A 20,329-nucleotide genomic window follows, 5' to 3' on the forward strand; every position below is an offset into this window, starting at 1 on the left:
CAAGACACCGTGCCGGTAACCTTTCAGCTTTCGGACCGCGCAAGAAAGAAGGGCTGACCCATGACAGGTCAGCCCTCCGCCATTACGAATTTTCTACTATATTTCAGCCGTTTGCCGCTGCAGATTGGTTCAGCCGACGGTTGGTCAGCTCTTCCGCCACCAGGAAAGCCAGTTCCAGCGACTGCGACGCGTTCAGACGCGGGTCGCAGGCGGTGTGGTAACGGTCGCTCAGGTCTTCGTCGGTGACTTCGCGCACGCCACCGGTGCATTCGGTCACGTCGAGACCGGTCATCTCGAAATGCACGCCGCCGGGGATGGTGCCCTCGGCCTCGTGCACGGCAAAGAACTCGCGGACTTCACGCAGCACGCTGTCGAACGGCCGGGTCTTGTAGCCCGAGGCCGACTTGATCGTGTTGCCGTGCATCGGGTCGCAGACCCAGGTCACATTGGCACCGACCTCCTGCACGGCCTTGATGAGGCGCGGCAGGTTCTCGGCCACCTTGCCCGCTCCGAAGCGCGCGATCAGCGTCAGCTTGCCTTCTTCGTTCGCCGGATTAAGCTTGGACATCAATACCTTGAGATCCTCGGCGGAGGTGGTCGGACCACATTTCAGACCGACCGGGTTCAGGATGCCACGGCAGAATTCCACATGCGCGCCGTCGGGCTGGCGGGTGCGGTCGCCGATCCAGACCATATGGCCGGAGCCGGCCAGCCACTTGCCGGAGGTGGAGTCGTTGCGCGTCAGCGCCTCTTCGTATTCCAGCAGAAGCGCCTCGTGCGAGGTGTAGAAATCCACCACCTGCAGCGAATGCGCCTGATCGCCGGAGACGCCGGCGGCCTTGATGAAGTCCAGCGTATCGGTGATGCGCGAGGCCATATCGCGGTACTTCGCGGCATTGTCGCTTTCGGTGAAGCCCAGCGTCCACTGGTGTACTTGATGCACGTCCGCGTAACCGCCCTGCGAGAAGGCGCGCAGCAGGTTCAGCGTTGCCGCCGCCTGCGTGTAGGCCTGCAACATCTTCTTGGGGTCGGGAATCCGCGCCTCGGGTGTGAAGGCCAGTTCGTTGATGATGTCGCCGCGGTAGCTGGGCAGTTCGACGCCGTTCACCACTTCGGTCGGAGCCGAGCGCGGTTTGGCGAACTGGCCGGCCATACGGCCAACCTTCACCACCGGCACCTTGGCGCCGAAGGTCAGGACCATGGCCATCTGCAGCATCACCTTGAAGGTGTCTCGGATCGCGTTCGCCGAGAATTGTTCAAAGGATTCAGCGCAGTCGCCGCCCTGAAGCACAAAGGCCTCGCCCCGGCCCGCCGCAGCGATATGCGATTTCAGCTTGCGCGCTTCCCCGGCAAAGACCAGCGGCGGATACTTCGACAACTGCGCCTCGACGGCATGCAGGGCCTCAGCGTCCGTATAGTCGGGCATCTGAACCCGCGGGAGGTCGCGCCAGTTCGATTTCTGCCACTCGGTCATTGTCTCTCTCCGGTATAGCATCATTAGCGATAACAGTCCGGGGCTTATACGCGAGCCGCCCTCTACTGAAAACCCGTCATTTTCGCGACATCCCTTGACGCGAAACGCACTCTCTGACCTTGTGGGCAAACCGTTGTGGACAGCCGGTTTGCAGCCGCTCCGCAACGGAATCACAGTCAGAGAATGAGGCTCCGATGCTGCCCCCCAGTCAGCGCCAGATTGTCGAATTGGACACGGTCCCCGCCAAGCCCCGGCGGTTTGTCTTTGTCCTGCTGGACAATTTCACGCTGCTCAGTTTCGCCGCGGCCATGGACTGCCTGCGGCTGGCGAACCGCATGTCGAACAAGAAACTCTATGAGTGGCAAGTGGTTGGCGAAGGCGGCGCGACGATCAGCTGTTCCACGGGGACGGTGTTCCAGCTGGATGGCGACCTTGAGGAGCTGCACCGCGACGACACGATCGTGGTCTGCGGCGGGGCCGATGTGCAGAAGGCCACCACCAAGAAGCTGATCAACTGGCTGCGGCGCGAGGCGCGCCGGGGGCTGGGCGTCGCGGGTCTGTGTACGGCGGCCTACACGCTGGCCAAGGCCGGTCTGCTGGACGGCAAGAAGGCCACGATCCACTGGGAGAACCAGGACAGTTTCTCGGAGGAGTTCGAGGAGGTCTTTCTGACCAAATCGGTGTTCACCATCGACGGGAATCGCATGACGACCGCCGGGGGAACGTCCTCTATCGACTTGTTTTTGCAGGTGATTGCCAAGGATCACGGCGAAGAGCTGGCCAGCGCGGTGGCGGATCAGCAGATCTATTCCTCGATCCGGACGGATCAGGACACGCAGCGGCTGTCGGTGCCGACGCGGATCGGGGTGCGCCATCCAAAGCTGAGCCAAGTCATTCAGATGATGGAGAAAAACATCGAGGAGCCGATCAGCCCCGCCATTCTGGCGAAGGATGTCGGCATGTCGACCCGACAGCTGGAGCGGCTGTTCCGCCGCTACCTGAGCCGCAGCCCCAAGCGCTATTACATGGAACTGAGGTTGCAGAAGGCGCGTAACCTGTTGATGCAAACGGATATGTCGGTGATCAACGTGGCGCTGGCCTGCGGCTTTGCCTCGCCATCGCATTTCTCGAAATGCTACCGGGCGCATTACGAGACCACCCCCTACCGCGAGCGCGGCACGCAAGGGCCGAAGCTGTCGGTCTGAGGCGCGGCGAGTCGCAAAGGCACAATGGTTGAAACACCTCTGACGGGGCGTGCGTGGTGGTTGATGGCGCGCGCGCGCACCGGATGTGGTGGTGAAATCCCGCAATCGTTAATGGTGTCAATGATTTGCGGGGCGTCTTTACGACTTGTTATACTCCCAACCGGCCGGTTTTCGGGGTCAAACCGGCCGGTTGTTAACGGTTTTTCGGCCCAGACGCGTGACGTGGGGTGACATTGGGTTAATCTGGCCCAGCACAGCAAACCGCCCGCCGCAGGTTTCGCAAAAGTTAACGCCTTTGCAGGACGTTAAGGGATTCACCGCAAGCGGCGCGCGAACTCACCCCTCTGGAGACAGGCTGTAAAGCGCCCCTTCGATCACCGAGAGGAAGCGCAGCGATCCGTCCGGGCCCATGGTCACGTCGCGGACGCGGCCTGTTTCCTCGGCCTCGATGCGTTCAACCTCGGCCAGCGGATCGCCGCAGAGGCGCGAGATATAGTTGAACTTCAACGAGCCGATGAAGGCGCAGCCCTGCCAGTCCGCCACGGGCCCGTCGTAGAAGGTCATGCCCGAGGGCGCGATGGAGGGGTCCCAGTAGAAGACGGGTTGCGCCATGCCCTCCGCCTCGGTGCCCTGCCCGATCTTCGAGCCGTTGTAATTGGTGCCGTAGGAGATCACCGGCCAGCCGTAATTGGTGCCGGGCGTGATGCGGTTGACCTCGTCGCCGCCTTTTGCCCCGTGCTCGACCGTCCAAAGCTGGCCGGAGGCATCCATGGCCGCGCCCTGCGGGTTGCGGTGGCCGTAGGACCAGACCTCGGGGAGGCCCTGACCGGCGAAGGGATTGTCCTGCGGGACGCTGCCGTCGCGGTGGATGCGCAGCACCTTGCCGTTGTGGCGGTTCACGTCCTGCGCCAGATCGCCATTGCCCCGGTCGCCCACGGTGATGAAAAGCGTGTCCTCCGGACCTTCGACAAGGCGCGAGCCGAAGTGATGCGAGGTGCCGCTGCCGCGATCCATCTGAAAGATCGTGTGGCCGTCCGTCAGCGCCGTGCCATCCTCCGAAAGTTTCGCGTGGTAGACGGCAGTCCCCGCGCCGCCGCGCAACTGCTTTGAATAGGTCAGGTAGACATCGCGGGTCTCGGAGAAATCCGCGGGGATCAGGATGTCGAGCAAGCCGCCCTGCCCGTCCACGACGATGTCGTCCGGCAGACCGGCGACCTCGGTGGTCGAGCCGTCGCGCGCAGCGATCAGGCGACCGGCGCGTTCCGTGATGAGGATGGTGCCGTCGGGCAGATGGTCGACGCCCCAGGGCTCGTCCAGCCCCTGAACCAGCGGCGTGATCCGCATGGGACCTGCCTCGGTCGTGATGCTTGATTGGGCAACCGATTGCGAGGCGAGCAGTGGCGTCAGAATCAGGCTGGCGGTGGTGGTCAGGATGAAGTGGCGCATTTTGGTCCTCCTGACGGATAGCTGGGTCGTTTCAGGACCGAAACAAGTCGTTTCACGCAAGGATTTCCCGCTTGTGACCTAGGGGCGGGTCTTTTCTTTTCACCGCTGCAAAACTAGGCTTTGCGCCGAACGATACGTTCCAACAACGTTCCAACAGGGAGTTGAAACATGAAAAAACTGCTTCTGGCCGCTTCGGCCGCCGCGCTGACCGCTGGTGCCGCCCATGCCGAGAGCCATGGCTCCGAAGCCAAGATCGGCGTGATCCTCGGCTTCACCGGCCCGATCGAATCCATCACCCCGATGATGGGCGACTCGGCTGAGCTGGCGATGAAGGAAGTGAACGAGTCCGGCAAGTTCCTGGACGGCGTGATGCTGGCGCCGGTGCGCGCGGACAGCACCTGCGTCGACGCGGCGGCGGCGACCGCTGCGGCGGAACGTCTGGTGACCTCCGAGGGCGTCGTGGCGATCATGGGCGCGGACTGCTCGGGCGTGACCGGCGCGGTTCTGGCCAACGTCGCGGTGCCGAACGGTGTGCCGATGGTGTCGCCCTCCGCCACCTCGCCGGGTCTGTCGACCGCCGAGGACAACGGTCTGTTCTTCCGCACCGCGCCGTCGGATGCACGTCAGGGCGCCGTCCTGGCCGAGATCCTGAAGGAAAAGGGGATCTCGTCGGTCGCCGTGACCTACACCAACAACGACTACGGCAAGGGCTTTGCCGATGCGTTTGCCGCGAACTTCGACGGCACGATCACCTTGTCGGCGCCGCATGACGACGGCAAGGCGGATTACTCGGCCGAGATCGGCGCGCTGGCCTCTGCCGGTGGCGATGCGCTGGTGGTGCTGGGCTATTCCGACCAGGGCGGCAAGGGCATGATCCAGGCGTCCTACGACACCGGCGCCTTCGACACCTACGTGCTGGGTGACGGCATGTACTCCGACGGCCTGTTCTCGGAACTGTCCGACGCGCTCGAAGGCTCCATCGGCACCATTGCATGGGCCGAAGGCGAAGGCGCGGACATGTTCGCCAAGATCACCGAAGGCGCAGGTTTCGACGCCTCGTCGTCCTACACCCGCGAATCCTATGACGCGGCGGCGCTGATCGCGCTGGCGATGATGAAGGGCGGCGCGGCCACGGGCGAAGCGGTGGCGGCCAACCTGCTGGACGTGGCGAACGCTCCGGGCGAGCCGATCCTGCCGGGTGAACTGGGCAAGGCCTTTGAAATCCTCGCATCGGGTGGTGACGTGGACTACGTCGGCGCATCGGGCGTGGAACTGATCGGCCCGGGCGAAGCGGCAGGCACCTACCGCTACTACGACGTCAAGGGCGGCAAGGCCGAGACCGTCGCGTTCAAGTAAGATGACCTGAGCGGAGGGCGGTCCGGGCGTTTGTCACGGGCCGCCCTTTGCGTTTCCGGGGTTTGGGTCACAACCATAGCGTGGCCCGCGAGGGAGATAGTCCTTGATTAGGGTAGAGAACCTGCACCGCCATTTCGGCGCGTTCCGGGCCGTGGACGGCGCATCGCTGGAGATTGCCAAGGGGTCGATCACCGGCCTTGTCGGGCCGAACGGCGCGGGCAAGACGACGCTGTTCAACGTGATCGCGGGCGCGCTGGAGCCGACCTCGGGCCGCGTGTTCATGGATGGCGAGGACATCACCGGCCTGCCGCCGCACGCGCTGTTCCACAAGGGGCTCTTGCGGACCTTCCAGATCGCGCATGAGTTCGGGTCGATGTCGTGCCGCGAGAACCTGATGATGGTGCCGGGCGGGCAGTCGGGCGAGCAGTTGTGGAACACGTGGTTCGGGCGCAAGCGGATCGCCGACGAGGAGCGGGCGCTGCGGGCCAAGGCCGACGAGGTGCTGGAGTTCCTGACGATCACGCATCTCGCGGATCACCCGGCGGGGGCGATTTCCGGCGGGCAGAAGAAGCTGCTGGAGCTGGGGCGCACCATGATGGTGGACGCCAAGATCGTGTTTCTGGACGAGGTCGGCGCGGGGGTGAACCGGACGCTGCTGATGACGATCGCGGATACGATCGTCGCGCTGAACCGGGACCGGGGCTATACCTTCTGCGTGATCGAGCATGACATGGATTTCATCGGGAAGATCTGTGATCCGGTGATCGTCATGGCCGAGGGCAAGAAGCTGGCCGAAGGCACGCTGGACGAGATCAAGGCCAACGAGCAGGTGATCGAGGCCTACCTGGGCACCGGGTTGAAGAACAAGGATCAGGTGGGATGAGCGGCGGCTTGGGTGAAGGTTTTGCGGCGCAAAGCCTTGGGCGCGGGAAAGCTTTGCGTCGCAAAGCTTTGGTCGGGGACGTCGGGCGGCTGGGGATATGTCGGGGCGGTGCAGGGTTTTCTGCCCTCGGAGTGCTGGGCGCGACTATTCAGACAGGAGGGGGCTCTGCCCCCGGAGCGCGCAGCGCGACTTGTCAGAAAGAAGGGGGCTCTGCCCCCGTCCCTGCGGGACTCCCCCGCGGTATTTGTGAAACCAAAGAAGCAGGGGTGGGCGCATGAGCAGCGGCGGCGATCCGTATCAGGATGACCACGGCAATAACGATGCCTCGGTGACGCGGCGCGGGGGCGAGGCGACGGTGGATACCACGCGGCAGTCCGGGCCGGTGCGTGACGGGGGAGCGGGTCCGTTCCTGATCGGCGACCGGATGACCGGCGGCTATGGCAAGGGGCCGGATATCCTGCATGACTGCACCATTGCCGTCGAAAAGGGCGAGATTGCCGTGATCGTCGGGCCGAATGGTGCGGGGAAGTCCACGGCCATGAAGGCGGTCTTTGGGATGCTGGACGTGCGGTCCGGGGCGGTGCGGCTGGACGGGCGGGACATCACCGCGCTCACGCCGCAGGATCGGGTGAAGCAGGGCATGGGCTTTGTGCCCCAGACGCACAACATCTTTACCACCATGACGGTGGAGGAGAACCTGGAGATGGGGGCCTTCATCCGCGAGGATGACTACCGGGCGACCATCGAACAGGTCTACGAGCTGTTCCCGATCCTGGGCGAGAAGCGTCGCCAGCCTGCGGGCGAGTTGTCCGGCGGGCAGCGTCAGCAGGTCGCCGTGGGCCGCGCCCTGATGACCCAGCCGAAGGTGTTGATGCTGGACGAGCCCACGGCGGGGGTGTCGCCAATCGTCATGGACGAATTGTTCGACCGGATCATCGAGGTGGCGCGCACCGGGATTTCGATCCTCATGGTCGAACAGAACGCCCGGCAGGCGCTGGAGATCGCCGACAAGGGGTACGTTCTGGTCCAGGGTGCGAATGCGCATACGGGGACGGGCAAGGATCTGCTGGCCGACCCGGAAGTGCGGCGCAGTTTCCTGGGGGGGTGACATGAGTGTCCTGGTTCGAACGATATTGGCCAGCGCCGCGATGTCTGTGCCGTTTCCCGGGATGGTTTCTGCGGAGACCGCGGTCGAGGCGCAGGTCTACATGGACTGTCGGTTTGCCACCGAGTGTTACGAGGCGGAGGGCTGTCAGGAGGCGGTTTTTGCCGCGACGCTGGTGGGCCGCGCCAGTGGCGACGAGATGATCGACTTGGCCGCAGAGATCGAGATGCGGTCGGACAATGGCGACGTGATGCTGGCGGGCACCCTGTCGAACGGGGCTTTGGGCCTGTATGGCGGGGCGGGACTTGGGCGTCACATGCTGAGCGTGAGCGCCGATGGTGCGGCGCGCTATACCGTCCATCTGGCCAACGGGCCGCAGGCGGTGACCTACCTTGGACGCTGCGAGGCCGTGCAATGAGGGGGCTGGTCGGACTGATGCTGTTGGCCGCCCTGCCCTGTGCGGCGCAGGACGACGTGGCGGAGGAAGATGGTGACATGATGACCGTCACCACGGCCCCGGTGCAGGAGGACATCCAGCTGGACTGTGTCTTTGACCGCGAGTGTCTTGAGGACGAGGGCTGCACCGATGGCGGTTTCAAGCCCTTCCTCGACGCCCATGCGGGCGGATTGGACCCGGAGGTGCTGATGGTCGAGGCCAACCTTGTGGCCGATGCCGGGACGGTTTTCATGATGGGCGCGCGGGATCGCGGGCGGCTGTCGCTGTCGGGCGGCGATTTCGAGGCGCGGCACCTGCTGACCGTCGCGGGCGATGGTGCGGCGCGCTACACGGTGCATTACGCCGAGGGGCCGATGATGGTGAGCTATCTCGGGCGTTGCGAGGTGGCGCAATGAGGCGGTGGGTGAAACGGGGCCGGGCTGGGAGTCTGGCCTCCGCCGTGAGCCTGGCCTGGGCTTTGGCTGCGGTGGCCGTGTTTCCGGCGGCGGCATGGGCTGGACCTGGTCCGGTGGCCCCCGGTGCCCTGACCTGCAGCTTTGAGAAATCCTGCGCCGGGGTGGCGGTCTGCATGCCTGTCGCCCTGCCCGCCCGGATCGAGATCCGTCCATCCTCCGGGACCAGCGCATTCGAGCGTCAGGGCGTGTTGGTCATGGAGGGAGAGGACTACCCCTTGCTGGTCAACACCGACCTGCCGCTCAGCTGGTGGACGGTGCCGCTGTTCCTTGGCGGCGAACGGCTGGTGTCGGATGACAAGGGCACCGTGGGACGGGAAATGCGGCTGATCACGCGCGGACCGCAAGGCGAGACCTGGATGACGATCCATTCGGGATTGGGGCCTGAGGCGCAGACGTGGTTCGGCCAATGTGAACTGGAGGGCTCCTGATGGACCTGCTCAATGCGCTGGTGGCGCTGACGAATTTTGTGCTGATCCCGGCGATGACCTATGGCAGCCAGCTGGCGCTGGGTGCGCTGGGGGTGACCATGGTCTACGGCATCCTGCGGTTTTCCAACTTTGCCCATGGCGACACCATGGCCTTTGGCACCATGGTGACGATCCTCGTGACCTGGCTGTTCCAGTCCTGGGGCGTCGGCCTTGGCCCCTTGCCGACAGCCTTGCTGGCGATCCCTTTCGGGATTGCCGGGACGGCGGCCCTGGTGCTGGGCACGGATCGGGTGATCTACCGGTTCTATCGTGGCCAGAAGGCGAAGCCGATCATCTTTGTCATGGTCTCCATCGGGGTGATGTTCGTCTATAACGGGCTGACGCGGTTCGTGCTGGGGACCGAGGATGTGAACTTTGCCGATGGTGAGCGGTTCATCATTTCGGCGGGCGAGTTCAAGCGGTCGACCGGGCTGGCCGAGGGCCTGGGTCTGAAGACGACGCAGGCGATCACCGTCGTGGTGGCGATTGTCGTGGTTGTCGCGCTGTTCTGGTTCCTGAACCGGACGCGGACGGGCAAGTCGATGCGGGCCTATTCCGACAACGAGGATCTGGCGCTGCTGTCGGGCATCAACCCGGAGCGCGTGGTCATGGTGACATGGCTGATCGTGGCCGGGCTGATTACCATCGCGGGCGTGCTGTACGGGCTGGACAAGTCGTACAAGCCCTTCACCTATTTCCAGCTGCTGCTGCCGATCTTTGCGGCGGCCATCGTGGGCGGGCTTGGCAATCCGCTGGGGGCCATCGCGGGCGGGTTCGTCATCGCGTTTTCCGAGGTGGGCGTGACCTATGCCTGGAAGAAGGTGCTGGGCTATGCCCTGCCCGAGGCACTGGAGCCTACGGGCCTCGTTCAGCTGATGGCGACGGAATACAAGTTCGCCGTGAGCTTCATGATCCTCGTGATCGTCCTGCTGTTCAAGCCCACCGGGCTCTTCAAGGGGAAATCGGTATGAGCCAGAGCATGAAGACAGGCGCGCTGTTCGCGCTGGTGGCGGTGCTGATCGTCGGAACCGGCGTGATGCAAAGCTGGAACTCGGCGCTGGTGATCCTGAACATGGGGTTGGTGAGTGCGGTGATGGCGTTGGGGGTCAACCTGCAATGGGGCATCGCCGGGCTGTTCAACGTGGGCATCATGGGGTTCGTGGCGCTGGGTGGTCTGGCCGTGGTGCTGACCTCGGTCGCGCCGGTGCCCGAGGGCTGGGCCGCCGGCGGCCCGCGTGCGCTGCTGGCACTGGTCGTGGGGGCCGGTGTCGTGGCGCTGTCGGCCTTTCTGTACAAGAAGGCGCGGATCGGCTGGGGCGTGGCGCTGGTGCTGATCCTGGGGTTCTTCCTGTACCGCTGGGTACGCGATGACGCGGTGAATGCCATCGAGGCGGTGAATCCGGCGGTGACGGGCTATCTGGGCGGTCTCGGTCTGCCCGTCGTGCTGGCCTGGCCCGTGGGTGGTCTGCTGGCCGCGGGCGCGGCCTGGGTGATCGGCAAGACGGCGCTGGGCCTGCGCTCGGACTACCTGGCGATTGCGACGCTGGGGATTTCCGAGATCATCATCGCCATCCTGAAGAACGAGGAATGGTTGTCGCGCGGCGTCAAGAACGTCAACGGCCTGCCCCGCCCGATGCCCTACGAGACCGACCTTCAGGCGAGCCAGTCCTTCGTCGAGAGCGCCGCGAACCTTGGGCTGGACCCGGCCACGGCCTCGACGCTCTATGTCAAGGCGGGCTATTCGCTGATGTTCGCCACCGTTCTGGTGGTGCTGCTGGTGCTGGCGCAGCTGGCGCTGAAATCGCCCTGGGGCCGGATGATGCGGGCGATCCGCGACAACGAGGTCTCGGCCCGCGCCATGGGCAAGGATGTGACCTTCCGCCACTTGCAGGTCTTTGTCCTGGGGTCGGCGATCTGCGGCATCGCGGGCGCGATGATGACGACGCTGGACGGTCAGTTGACGCCGTCGACCTATCAGCCGTTGCGCTATACCTTCCTGATCTGGGTGATGGTGATCGTGGGCGGCTCGGGCAACAACCTTGGTGCGATCCTTGGCGGTATGCTGATCTGGTTCTTCTGGGTGCAGGTGGAGCCTCTGGGCCAGGGCCTGATGCAGCTGGTCACCGCCGGGATGGCGGACGGATCGTGGCTGAAGGATCACCTGCTGGGATCGGTGCAGCACATGCGCCTGCTGACCATGGGTCTGATCCTGCTGCTGGTGCTGCGCTTCGCGCCCCGAGGGTTGCTGCCCGAAAGCTGATCCGGGAAACGGTTCGCGTTCGGAAGTGCTAGAGACCCCCGTGCCGGTGGTGCGGGGGTCTTTTCATTGGCATCGCAGGTTGGAGAGGGCCTTCGCCTGCCTGTGGCAGGCGACCCGCCGGCGGCTGCGCCGCCGGCCGGGGGGTCAGTTTGTGGTGCGTGCGAACGCGCGGGCGCTCTGCCCCCGGAACCAATTGCGTTTGTCGTGCTTGCGCACGAGCGGGGGCTCTGCCCCCGGGACCCCCGAGGGTATTTGGATCAAGATGAAGGCAGGGGCGGCGCGCCTGTCGGGCGGAAGTCTGTCAGTCCGGAACTCAGCCTTTCAGCGCGTAGGCCACCAGTGCATTCGCGTGGCCGTGGCCCATGGCGTGATCGGTTTTCAGCAGGGTGACCAGTTCCATGTGCTTGCGGTCGGGATGCGCCGCGATGATGTCCAGCCAGTGCTGGATGGGCAAACCGTACTTTGCCTCGATCGAGGGGAAGTAGGACGCGGGGCCTTTGGCTTTGGCCGGTTTCGGGTCTGACATGGCGATCCTCCCGTTTGGCGGGAGGATGCGGGGGCTTCGCTGCCGGGTCAAGCGCGGCGACGGACCGGAGGAACAACCGGACCGCCGCGCGGGATCACATCATCCCAGCGTCACGTCGAGGAACATCATCATGACCAGACCGATGATGAAGCCCATGGTGGCGCGGTTCTGGTGGCCGTTGCGGTGGGTTTCCGGCACGATCTCGTGGCTGATGATGAAGAGCATGGCCCCGGCAGCAAAGGTCAGGCCCCAGGGCAGCAGCGTGGCCGAGACGGTGACCGCCGCCGCGCCGATCAATGCGCCGACGATTTCCAGCGCGCCGGTCAGGGCGGTGACGCCAAGCGCCAGCCACTTGGAATAGCCAAGGCCGATGATGGCAACCGCGACGGCCAGCCCTTCGGGGATGTCCTGAAGCGAGATGCCGGTCATGACCGAGAAGCCCTTGGCCTCGTCGACGCCGAAGGCCACGCCGATGGACAGGCCTTCGGGCAGGTTGTGGATGGCGATGGCGAGGACAAACAGCCAGATGCGCGCGAGCGTGGCCTGATCCGCGCCGCCTTCGGGGCCGGATTTGAAGTGTTCGTGCGGGATCTTGGCGTTCAGGAGCCAGACAAAGCCTGCGCCGAGGATGACGCCAGCGCCCGCGATGGCGGCGGCGATCCAGACCGATCCGTGCTGCTCTTCGGCGAGGTCGATGCCAGGGATGATAAGCGAGAAATAGGCGGCGGAGAGCATCACGCCCGCGGCAAAGCCCAGCATCATGTCGGATGTGCCGCGGCTCATCTGCTTGCCGATGAGGGCGGGGATGGCGCCGGCGGTGGTGGCGATGGCGGCGACGGTGCCGCCCATGAGGGCCATGAGGATCGGTGTCATTCTGTCTCCTTGCCCGCGCAGGCCGGAAAATCCGACTGCGGGGATTTAGGGCATGAAGATTGACGTTTTTGCGCCGAGGTCAAGCGCCCTGCTGCTGACTTTGCATGTCAGATGTTACAGGAGCCCGGTGTTGAGCGGTCAAGCGAGCGAGGTCACCCAGAGGATCGTCGCATCCTCGGGCGAGACCGAGATGACGTTGTGCCCCATGGTGGCGTCGTAATAGGCGCTGTCGCCGCGCTTCATTTCGACGGGTTCGTAGAACTCGGTATACAGCTTGATGACGCCGGTGAGGACATAGAGGAATTCCTCGCCGTCGTGACGGACCCAGCCGTCGAATTCGTCCATGCTGCGGGCGCGGATGCGGGCGCGGTAGGGCAGCATCTTTTTCCGCGTCAGGGTTTCGGCCAGCAGATCGTGTTCGTAGGTCGTGGTGGCCTGCGGCTTGCCCTCGTCCATGCGGGTCACGGCCATGCGGCCATTGACCTGCGCCTGCTGCGGCGGGGTGAACAGCTGCGGCACGCTGATTTCCAGCCCGATGGCCAGTTTCTTGAGCGCGTCATAGGTGGGTGACATCTGGCCGTTCTCGATCTTCGAGAGGGTCGAGCGCGCCAGCCCGGCTTTTTTCGCCGCCTGTTCGAGCGTCCAGTCCTTTTCCTTGCGCAACTCGCGCACCCGCAGACCGAGGTCGAGCGGCTCCACATGCGGGTCTTCGCCGTTTTCACGGGCGATGCGGATGAGGGATTTCGGATCGGTGCTCATGGCGCTTGCGTATAAGGCCGCGCCGGGGGCCTTGCAAGCTGGCCGGACGGGGCATACTCCCTCATTCATGACAGTTTCTCTCTTCGATGAAGGCGCGTTTGCGCCCTGCCCCGCACCGTTCAACCTGGCCGCGCATGTGCTGGCAGCGGGGGCGCTGACCCCTGACAAGATCGCCCTGTCCGTGGTGAAGCCCACGGGCGCGCAGCGCTGGTCCTACGGCAAGCTGATCGCGGCGGTGCGCGGGACGGCGACGGGGCTGCTGGAGGCGGGGCTGAAACCCGGAGACGTGCTGCTGATGCGGCTGGGGAACACGGTGGATTTTCCGATCGCCTACCTTGGCGCGATTGCGGCGGGGGTGGTGCCGGTGCCGTCGTCGTCGCAGCTGACCGAGCGGGAGGTGGCGGGCATCATCGACCAGCTCAACCCGGCGGCGATCCTGCGGGCCGATGGCGTGCCCTGCCCCGAGACCGCCGTGCCGGTCTACGGTTCGGAGGTCTACGAGGGCTGGCACGCGCTGCCGCCCGCGGCCTACGACATGGGCGACCCGGAGCGGCTGGCCTATATCGTCTACACCTCCGGCACCTCGGGGACGCCGCGCGCCGTGGGGCATGCGCATCGCGCGATCTGGGCGCGGCAGATGATGGTGGAGGGCTGGTACGGGCTGCGCTCCGACGATCGGCTGCTGCACGCGGGGGCGTTCAACTGGACCTATACGCTGGGCACCGGCCTGATGGACCCGTGGACGGCGGGCGCCACCGCGCTGATCCCCGCCGCCGGGACCGATCCGGCGCAGCTGGCGCTGCTGATGAAGCGCAACGATGTGACGATTTTCGCTGCCGCACCGGGGGTTTACCGGCAGGTTCTGAAGTATCCCGTACCGCCGATGCCGAAGCTGCGCCATGGGCTTGCGGCGGGCGAGAAGCTGTCAGAGGGCATTCGTGCGGCCTGGCGCGCGGCTTCGGGGACGGAGATCTACGAGGCCTATGGCATGTCGGAATGCTCGACCTTCATTTCGAACGCGCCGGGGCGGCCGTCGCAGCCTGGGACGCTGGGGCGGCCCCAGGTCGGGCGGCGCGTGGCGATCCTGTCCGACGGGCAGCCGGTGCCCTTGGGTGAACCGGGCGTCATCGCCATAGACCGCCGCGATCCGGGGCTGATGCTGGGTTACATCGGCGCGCCGGAGGCCACGGCCGGGAAGTTCGCGGGCGACTGGTTCGTGACCGGCGACATGGCCGCCATGGATGCATCCGGGCAGCTGACCTACATGGGCCGCGACGATGACATGATGAACGCGGGCGGCTACCGCGTATCGCCGCTGGAGGTCGAGGCGGCCCTGACCGGCTTGCCCGGGATCAGCGAACTGGCAGTCACCGATGTGGAGATCAAGCCGGACGTGCGCATCGTTGTGGCCTTCTGCGTGTCCGCCGACGACCTGGACGAGGCCGCGCTGAAGGCCGCTGCCTCTGACCGGCTGGCGGCCTACAAGTGCCCCAAGGCCTGGGTCCGCGTCGACACCCTGCCCCGCAACCCGAATGGCAAGCTGATCCGCAAAGCCCTGCGCGATCACGCGATCTGATCCTGCCCGGAAATCGGGCAATCCGAGGTCGCACTGGCGCGCGTCCGGTGCTATGTGGACGGCGTATGAAGGAGCCGACATGGTACAACTCGATATTTTCAGCGATCCGATCTGCCCCTGGTGCTATATCGGCAAGGCCTACCTGGACCGCGCGCTGGAGCAGAACCCGACCCATCCGTTCCGGGTGCGCTGGCTGCCCTTCATGCTGAACCCGGCCATGCCCGCAGAGGGGATGGACCGGCGCACCTACCTCGAGGACAAGTTCGGCGGTCAGGCCGGGGCGGTGCAGGCCTATGCGCCCGTTATTGAACACGCCGAGAAGGCCGGGCTGACGCTCAACCTCGACCGGATCGAACGCACGCCGTCGACGGTGAATGCGCATCGCCTGATACACTGGGCCGAGGTCGAGGGGCGGCAGACGGCCATCGTGTCCTCGCTGTTCCGGGCCTATTTCGTCGATGGCCGCGACATTGGCGACGCCGAGGTTTTGGCCGACGTGGCGGATGGCTGCGGCATGGATGCAAGCCTCGTGCTGCGGCTGCTGGCCACCGACGAGGACCGGCGCGAGATCGTCGAGCGCGACGCGGCGGCGCGCGGCATGGGGATCAATTCGGTGCCGACCTTCATCGTGGCGGGGCAGCACGCGGTGCCGGGCGCGCAGCCGCCCGAGCTGTGGTCGCGCGTGATCGAAGAGCTGCGCACCGGGGCCAATGGCCGCGCGTGACGTCGGTCGCAACGTGATGATCCGCAGGGGACCGCGATGAGCACCACGGACCGGGACCTGCCGGAAGCACCTCGGCACACCCTGCCCTCGCGCACCGAATTCGTGGCGCTTATGGCCATGCTCTCGGCCCTGGTGGCGTTTTCCATCGACTCGATGATGCCGGTCCTGCCGGAGATTGCCGCCGACCTCGCGGCGGAAAACCCGAATGCGGCGCAGCTGGTCATCACCAGTTTTGTTCTTGGCATGGGTCTGGGGACGTTCTTTACCGGGCCGCTGTCGGACCACTTCGGGCGGCGGGCTGTGATCCTGGGCGGCAGCCTGCTCTACGTGGTTGCGGCGCTGGCGGCGGTGGGGTCCGAGAGCATGACATGGCTGCTGGTCACGCGGCTGGTGCAGGGACTGGGTGCGGCGGGTCCGCGCGTGGTGGTCATGGCGGTGGTGCGTGACCTCTATGCCGGGCGCGGCATGGCGCAGATCACGTCCTTCATCATGATGGTCTTTGCCATCGTTCCGGCGCTGGCGCCGCTGATGGGCGCGCAGATCGTGAAGGTCTTTGACTGGCATGCGATCTTTTTGGCCTTTGCCCTGTTCGGGACGCTCACGACGGGCTGGTTCCTGCTGCGCATCCCCGAGACCTTGCGGCCCGAGCGGCGGCGTCCCTTCCGCCCGGCGCTGCTGCGCGATGCGCTGAAGGAGATGCTCGCGCGGCCCGATGTGCGGCTGCCGATCCTGACGCTGGCGCTGTGCTTTGCCTCGCTGTTCGCGACGATCTCGTCGATCCAGCCGGTCTACGAGGTCTGGGCGGGCCGCGGGGAGAGCTTTCCCATGTGGTTCGGGGCCACGGCGGTCATCACGGCCACGTCGAGCTATGTCAATGCGCGACTGGTGGTGCGGCTGGGAATGCGGCTGTTGGTCAAGGCGATCCTGATCGCGCATATCGCGGTCAGCCTGGTGGTGCTGTCGGTGATGGCTGTTGCGTCGGCCCCGCTGGCCCTGTTCGCGGCCCTGCTGCTGTGGCAACAGGTACAGTTCTTTCAGGCCGGGCTGACCATCGGCAACCTGAATGCCATAGCGATGGAGCCGATGGGCCATATCGCGGGCACCGCTGCCTCGGTCATCAGCGCGTCGGCCACGGTCCTTGCGGTGGTGCTGGCGGTGCCGGTGGGGCTGGCGTTCAACGGAACGCCGTTGCCCCTGATTGTCGGCAGCCTTTTGTACGCGGCGCTGGCGCTGATGCTGATGATCCGGCTGGGGGCCGAAGAGGCGCCTTGAAACCTCCGGGTGCTCAGGAGGCGGCGCGCCTGTCCTCGGTTTCATCGAGGGTGAAGCTGGCCATGTCTTCGGACAGGCGTTCGGAGGCCTGCGTCATGTGGCTGGACAGTTCCGCGAGCGTATCCCCCATCTCGGCGGCGCGCCGGGTCTGATCGTTGGCCGAGCGCACCATGCCGTGAAGTTCCGTCAACGAGCCTGTCTGCTCGATGTTGCGGGCAGAGATCGCATTGGCCAGTTCGCTGGCGCGCGAAATCTGCGCCCGGATGTCATTCAGCCGCCGTCCCGCCGCGTCGACCAGCTCGGCACCGGCGTTGACCTGATCCGAGCTTGCCTGGATCAGCGTCTTGATGCCGCTGGCGGCCTCTGCGGTGCGGAGCGAGAGTTGCTGCACCTCCATGGCGACGACGGCAAACCCCTTGCCCGCCTCGCCTGCGCGCGCGGCCTCGACTCCGGCATTGAGCGCCAGCAGGTTCGTCTGGAAGGACACGTCGTCGATCAGATCGACGATGGAGGAGATCTGGCGCGAGCTTTCCTCGATCTGGCGCATGGCGGCGATGGCCTTCTCTGTCACTTCGCTGCCCTTGTCGGCACTGTCGCGCGCCTCGCCCGAGGAGCGCGCGGCCTCCTTCGCCTGCTCGGCGGTCTGGCCGAGGGTGTCGACCAGAAGTTCGGTCGCGGCGGTCATCTCTTCCAGGGCGCGGGCCTGTAGGTCGGTCAGTTGGGCAAGATCGCGCAAGGAATGAGCGAGGTTATTGGAATCGCTGGAGAAACCATTCGCCGTTTCTGTGGCTGCGGCAAATGCCTCCCGTAGGGTGTCGAGCGTGGTGTTGAATTCGTTGCGCAGCACCTCGTATTGCGCCGGAAAGGCTTTCTGGATGCCAGAGGCAAGGTCGCGCGCCGCGAGCCGGGACAGCGCCACGCGCATCTCGTCGATGACGGCACTGGCGCGCTGATGCGCCTCCTGCACCTCGGCTTGGGCGTCCTCTGCCATGCGGGTGCCGGTTTCCAGCTTGCGCGTGTTTTCCGCCAGCATGGCGTTGTTTTCGTTGCGGCTGTGCATGGCGAGGGCAAGCACCAGCCCCTCCATCACGACGATGCCGCCGTGCAGCGCGGTGCGCAGGACGTTCACCAAAAGGTCCGACGAGGGAAAGACCAGCGCCGGCAGGACCACCGTCAGGCCAAGGTGATGCACCGCGGTGATGCCGCAGCCATAGACCAGAACGCCAATCCGTCCGTTGATCGATATGATCGCGAGCATGGCAAAAAACAGCATGTGCATGTCCATCTGCCACGGGTGGCCGGTGAACAGCGCCGTCAGAAGCATGGCCTGCCCCAGCAAGGATGTGGCGTGGATATAGTCGGACAGCGCGTTGTCCATCCAGCGCGCCAGCAGGACCAGCGCGGTGAGCGCGGTGAGCGCGCCGGACCCGGCCAGCGCCACGTAAAGTGAGGCTCCGGTCACCTGCGTGGCCAGTGGTGCCAGTGGCAGGAACAACAGCGAAACCACCAGTGCCAGCGTGCTGCTGCGGCTGCGCGCGATACGTTTCAAAAGGTCTTTCATCGTCACGGCACCCCACATATTTCCGCCACCCGTTTCCCGTCCAGCACCGCCCAGACGCCGAGGCGGTGCAGCTCATCCAAGGGAATGTCCCCGCTGAACATCGCCAGGGCTGCCATGTGGCGTGGCTGCCAGGGCGAGATCGGCGCGCCGCCGGTTGCACGGACGACATGTTCGGCCGCGGTCCCCCAGGGCCAGGCGATGACCATGACCGGTTGCCCCGCACGTGGCGGCAGCGCGCTTGCGGTCAGCGCAAGGCTGAACCCCATGGCCACCACGAGTGTCAGACCCAGTAGCGCGATCGACGCGATATGGCTGTGCCGGTCATCCATATCAGCGGTCTAAGGCTCGGCCCTTACCCCGCTCTTAACGCACAGGGGAAAATTCATAAAATTCGGCAAGTTGCAAACCTGCATTCATGTTTCGCAAAGTCCCGGAGGGCGGCACGTTTAATGTGCAGATCGAAATGAAATGTTTGGTATACATATGTATGCCATATTTCCGTTTAACCAAATGTCCAGTAGAAGCGGCTCAAGTGATTCACCGATAGAGGGAAAAACGATGACCCGGATCAAGGTAGACAACCCCATCGTCGAAATGGACGGCGACGAGATGACCCGCATCATGTGGGATTTCATCAAGAAAAAGCTGATCCTGCCTTACCTGGACATCGACCTGCTGTATTACGATCTGGGGATCGAGGAACGTGACCGCACCGACGACCAGATCACCGTGCAAGCCGCTGAAAAGACGAAAGAAGTCGGCGTCGCGGTGAAATGCGCCACGATCACCCCCGACGAGGCGCGGGTCGAGGAATTCGGGCTCAAGAAGATGTGGAAGTCGCCCAATGGCACGATCCGCAACATCCTTGGCGGCGTGGTGTTCCGCCAGCCGATCATCTGCCGCAACGTACCGCGCCTGGTGCCGGGCTGGACCAATCCGATCGTGGTGGGCCGCCATGCCTTTGGCGATCAGTACAAGGCGACGGATTTTCATTTCCCCTCGGCGGGCAAGTTGACGATGAAGTGGGAAGGCTCCGATGGTCAGGTCATCGAGCGCGAGGTCTATGACGCGCCCGGTGCCGGGGTTTACATGGGGATGTACAACCAGGACGAGTCGATCCGCGACTTTGCCCGGGCATCGCTGAACTACGGCCTGAACCTCGGCTGGCCGGTCTACCTGTCGACGAAGAACACGATCCTGAAGGCCTATGACGGCCGGTTTAAGGATTTGTTCGCAGAGATTTACGAGGCGGAATTCGAGCAGAAGTTCAAGGACGCCGGGATCTGGTACGAGCATCGCCTGATCGACGACATGGTGGCTTGTGCGCTGAAATGGAACGGGAAATTCGTCTGGGCCTGCAAGAACTACGATGGTGACGTGCAAAGTGACACGGTGGCGCAGGGGTTCGGGTCGCTGGGGATGATGGCGTCGGTATTGATGACGCCCGACGGCCAGATCGTCGAGGCAGAGGCGGCGCATGGCACGGTTACGCGCCACTACCGGCAGCACCAGAAGGGTGAGGCGACCTCGACCAATTCGATCGCCTCGGTCTACGCTTGGACCGGCGGGTTGAAGCACCGGGCCAAGCTGGACGGCAACGTGGCGCTGCGCGCCTTTGCCGAGACGCTGGAGCGGGTGATCGTGGAGACGGTGGAGTCGGGTTACATGACCAAGGACCTCGCGTTGCTGGTGGGCCCGGATCAGGGGTGGCTGACGACCATGGGCTTCCTCGAAAAAGTGGACGAGAACCTCAACAAGGCCCTTGTGGGGTGAGGCACGCCCGGAAGAGGGTCCGGGGGACCCTCTTCAGTGCCGAACGCGCATGTCGCAAGAGATGCGCCGGGCAAAAGGCACGCCCGGAGTAAGGTCCGGGGGACCTTTCTCACTGCCGAACGCGCATGTCGCAAGACATGCGCCGGGCCAAAGGCAC

The 20,329-nt window shown here is 64.8% G+C and carries 20 protein-coding genes; 13 read left to right on the forward strand and 7 right to left on the reverse strand.

Annotated features, from left to right (window positions below):
- Positions 1–103: 103 nt before the first annotated feature.
- Complete coding sequence (locus ACP16H_RS00190; RefSeq protein ID WP_425070219.1) at positions 104–1,474, reverse strand: class II 3-deoxy-7-phosphoheptulonate synthase; 1,371 nt, start codon at positions 1,472–1,474, stop codon at positions 104–106.
- A 194-nt stretch (positions 1,475–1,668) separates the two neighbouring features.
- On the opposite strand from ACP16H_RS00190, the gene ACP16H_RS00195 reads away from it, so the two are divergent.
- Positions 1,669–2,679, forward strand: a complete 1,011-nt coding sequence (locus ACP16H_RS00195; protein ID WP_425070220.1) for a GlxA family transcriptional regulator — start codon at positions 1,669–1,671, stop codon at positions 2,677–2,679.
- 336 nt (positions 2,680–3,015) lie between these two features.
- On the opposite strand, the gene ACP16H_RS00200 is transcribed toward ACP16H_RS00195, so the two are convergent.
- Entirely contained in the window at positions 3,016–4,125 is a 1,110-nt protein-coding gene (locus tag ACP16H_RS00200; protein WP_425070221.1) for a PQQ-dependent sugar dehydrogenase, read from the reverse strand.
- 168 nt (positions 4,126–4,293) lie between these two features.
- Here ACP16H_RS00200 and ACP16H_RS00205 point away from each other — a divergent pair, with 168 nt between their 5' ends.
- The 8 genes from ACP16H_RS00205 to ACP16H_RS00240 all read left to right on the forward strand — a co-directional run bounded on the left by ACP16H_RS00205 (position 4,294) and on the right by ACP16H_RS00240 (position 11,108).
- On the forward strand, positions 4,294–5,481 hold the full coding sequence (locus ACP16H_RS00205) for an ABC transporter substrate-binding protein (RefSeq protein WP_425070222.1): 1,188 nt from the start codon (positions 4,294–4,296) through the stop codon (positions 5,479–5,481).
- Between the two features lie 103 nt (positions 5,482–5,584).
- Positions 5,585–6,364, forward strand: coding sequence for an ABC transporter ATP-binding protein (locus ACP16H_RS00210; RefSeq protein WP_425070223.1), 780 nt, complete (start codon positions 5,585–5,587; stop codon positions 6,362–6,364).
- Between the two features lie 274 nt (positions 6,365–6,638).
- A complete protein-coding gene (locus ACP16H_RS00215; protein ID WP_425070224.1) occupies positions 6,639–7,472 on the forward strand; it encodes an ABC transporter ATP-binding protein in 834 nt (277 codons plus the stop codon).
- Position 7,473: 1 nt separating this feature from the next.
- Positions 7,474–7,887 carry a hypothetical protein gene (locus ACP16H_RS00220; protein WP_425070225.1) on the forward strand — a complete coding sequence of 138 codons (414 nt, stop codon included), beginning with the start codon at positions 7,474–7,476 and terminating at the stop codon, positions 7,885–7,887.
- On the forward strand, positions 7,884–8,321 hold the full coding sequence (locus ACP16H_RS00225) for a hypothetical protein (protein WP_425070226.1): 438 nt from the start codon (positions 7,884–7,886) through the stop codon (positions 8,319–8,321). Before ACP16H_RS00220 ends, ACP16H_RS00225 begins: the two co-directional genes overlap by 4 nt.
- A 44-nt stretch (positions 8,322–8,365) precedes the next feature.
- A complete protein-coding gene (locus tag ACP16H_RS00230) occupies positions 8,366–8,809 on the forward strand; it encodes a hypothetical protein (RefSeq protein WP_425070227.1) in 444 nt (147 codons plus the stop codon).
- Complete coding sequence (locus ACP16H_RS00235) at positions 8,809–9,819, forward strand: branched-chain amino acid ABC transporter permease (protein WP_425070228.1); 1,011 nt, start codon at positions 8,809–8,811, stop codon at positions 9,817–9,819. Before ACP16H_RS00230 ends, ACP16H_RS00235 begins: the two co-directional genes overlap by 1 nt.
- The gene (locus ACP16H_RS00240) at positions 9,816–11,108 is read left to right on the forward strand and encodes an ABC transporter permease subunit (RefSeq protein WP_425070229.1); all 1,293 of its coding nucleotides are present in this window, start codon (positions 9,816–9,818) and stop codon (positions 11,106–11,108) included. Before ACP16H_RS00235 ends, ACP16H_RS00240 begins: the two co-directional genes overlap by 4 nt.
- A 313-nt stretch (positions 11,109–11,421) precedes the next feature.
- Here the strand turns inward: ACP16H_RS00240 and ACP16H_RS00245 are convergent, their stop codons facing one another.
- The 3 genes from ACP16H_RS00245 to ACP16H_RS00255 form a co-directional block, all read right to left on the reverse strand.
- Positions 11,422–11,634: a DUF4287 domain-containing protein gene (locus ACP16H_RS00245; RefSeq protein WP_425070230.1), complete on the reverse strand. Its 213-nt coding sequence runs from the start codon at positions 11,632–11,634 to the stop codon at positions 11,422–11,424.
- 99 nt (positions 11,635–11,733) lie between these two features.
- Positions 11,734–12,507 (reverse strand): ZIP family metal transporter, encoded by a 774-nt coding sequence (locus ACP16H_RS00250; protein WP_425070231.1) that lies wholly within the window; start codon positions 12,505–12,507, stop codon positions 11,734–11,736.
- A gap of 138 nt (positions 12,508–12,645) precedes the next feature.
- Complete coding sequence (locus tag ACP16H_RS00255; RefSeq protein ID WP_425070232.1) at positions 12,646–13,266, reverse strand: helix-turn-helix domain-containing protein; 621 nt, start codon at positions 13,264–13,266, stop codon at positions 12,646–12,648.
- A 67-nt stretch (positions 13,267–13,333) separates the two neighbouring features.
- On the opposite strand from ACP16H_RS00255, the gene ACP16H_RS00260 reads away from it, so the two are divergent.
- The 3 genes from ACP16H_RS00260 (at position 13,334) to ACP16H_RS00270 (ending at position 16,838) form a co-directional block, all read left to right on the forward strand.
- On the forward strand, positions 13,334–14,842 hold the full coding sequence (locus ACP16H_RS00260; protein ID WP_425070233.1) for a class I adenylate-forming enzyme family protein: 1,509 nt from the start codon (positions 13,334–13,336) through the stop codon (positions 14,840–14,842).
- Between the two features lie 79 nt (positions 14,843–14,921).
- Positions 14,922–15,566 (forward strand): DsbA family oxidoreductase, encoded by a 645-nt coding sequence (locus ACP16H_RS00265; protein ID WP_425070234.1) that lies wholly within the window; start codon positions 14,922–14,924, stop codon positions 15,564–15,566.
- 36 nt (positions 15,567–15,602) lie between these two features.
- Positions 15,603–16,838 carry a multidrug effflux MFS transporter gene (locus tag ACP16H_RS00270; RefSeq protein WP_425070235.1) on the forward strand — a complete coding sequence of 412 codons (1,236 nt, stop codon included), beginning with the start codon at positions 15,603–15,605 and terminating at the stop codon, positions 16,836–16,838.
- A 13-nt stretch (positions 16,839–16,851) separates the two neighbouring features.
- On the opposite strand, the gene ACP16H_RS00275 is transcribed toward ACP16H_RS00270, so the two are convergent.
- Together ACP16H_RS00275 and ACP16H_RS00280 are read right to left on the reverse strand one after the other, a co-directional pair.
- Positions 16,852–18,399 carry a methyl-accepting chemotaxis protein gene (locus tag ACP16H_RS00275; RefSeq protein WP_425070236.1) on the reverse strand — a complete coding sequence of 516 codons (1,548 nt, stop codon included), beginning with the start codon at positions 18,397–18,399 and terminating at the stop codon, positions 16,852–16,854.
- A 2-nt stretch (positions 18,400–18,401) separates the two neighbouring features.
- A complete protein-coding gene (locus tag ACP16H_RS00280; RefSeq protein ID WP_425070237.1) occupies positions 18,402–18,728 on the reverse strand; it encodes a hypothetical protein in 327 nt (108 codons plus the stop codon).
- A gap of 229 nt (positions 18,729–18,957) precedes the next feature.
- On the opposite strand from ACP16H_RS00280, the gene ACP16H_RS00285 reads away from it, so the two are divergent.
- Positions 18,958–20,172 carry an NADP-dependent isocitrate dehydrogenase gene (locus ACP16H_RS00285; RefSeq protein WP_425070238.1) on the forward strand — a complete coding sequence of 405 codons (1,215 nt, stop codon included), beginning with the start codon at positions 18,958–18,960 and terminating at the stop codon, positions 20,170–20,172.
- The last annotated feature ends 157 nt before the right edge of the window (positions 20,173–20,329 follow it).

It is taken from the genome of Sagittula sp. S175 (assembly GCF_049800975.1).
In the GTDB taxonomy this organism is placed as follows: domain Bacteria; phylum Pseudomonadota; class Alphaproteobacteria; order Rhodobacterales; family Rhodobacteraceae; genus Sagittula.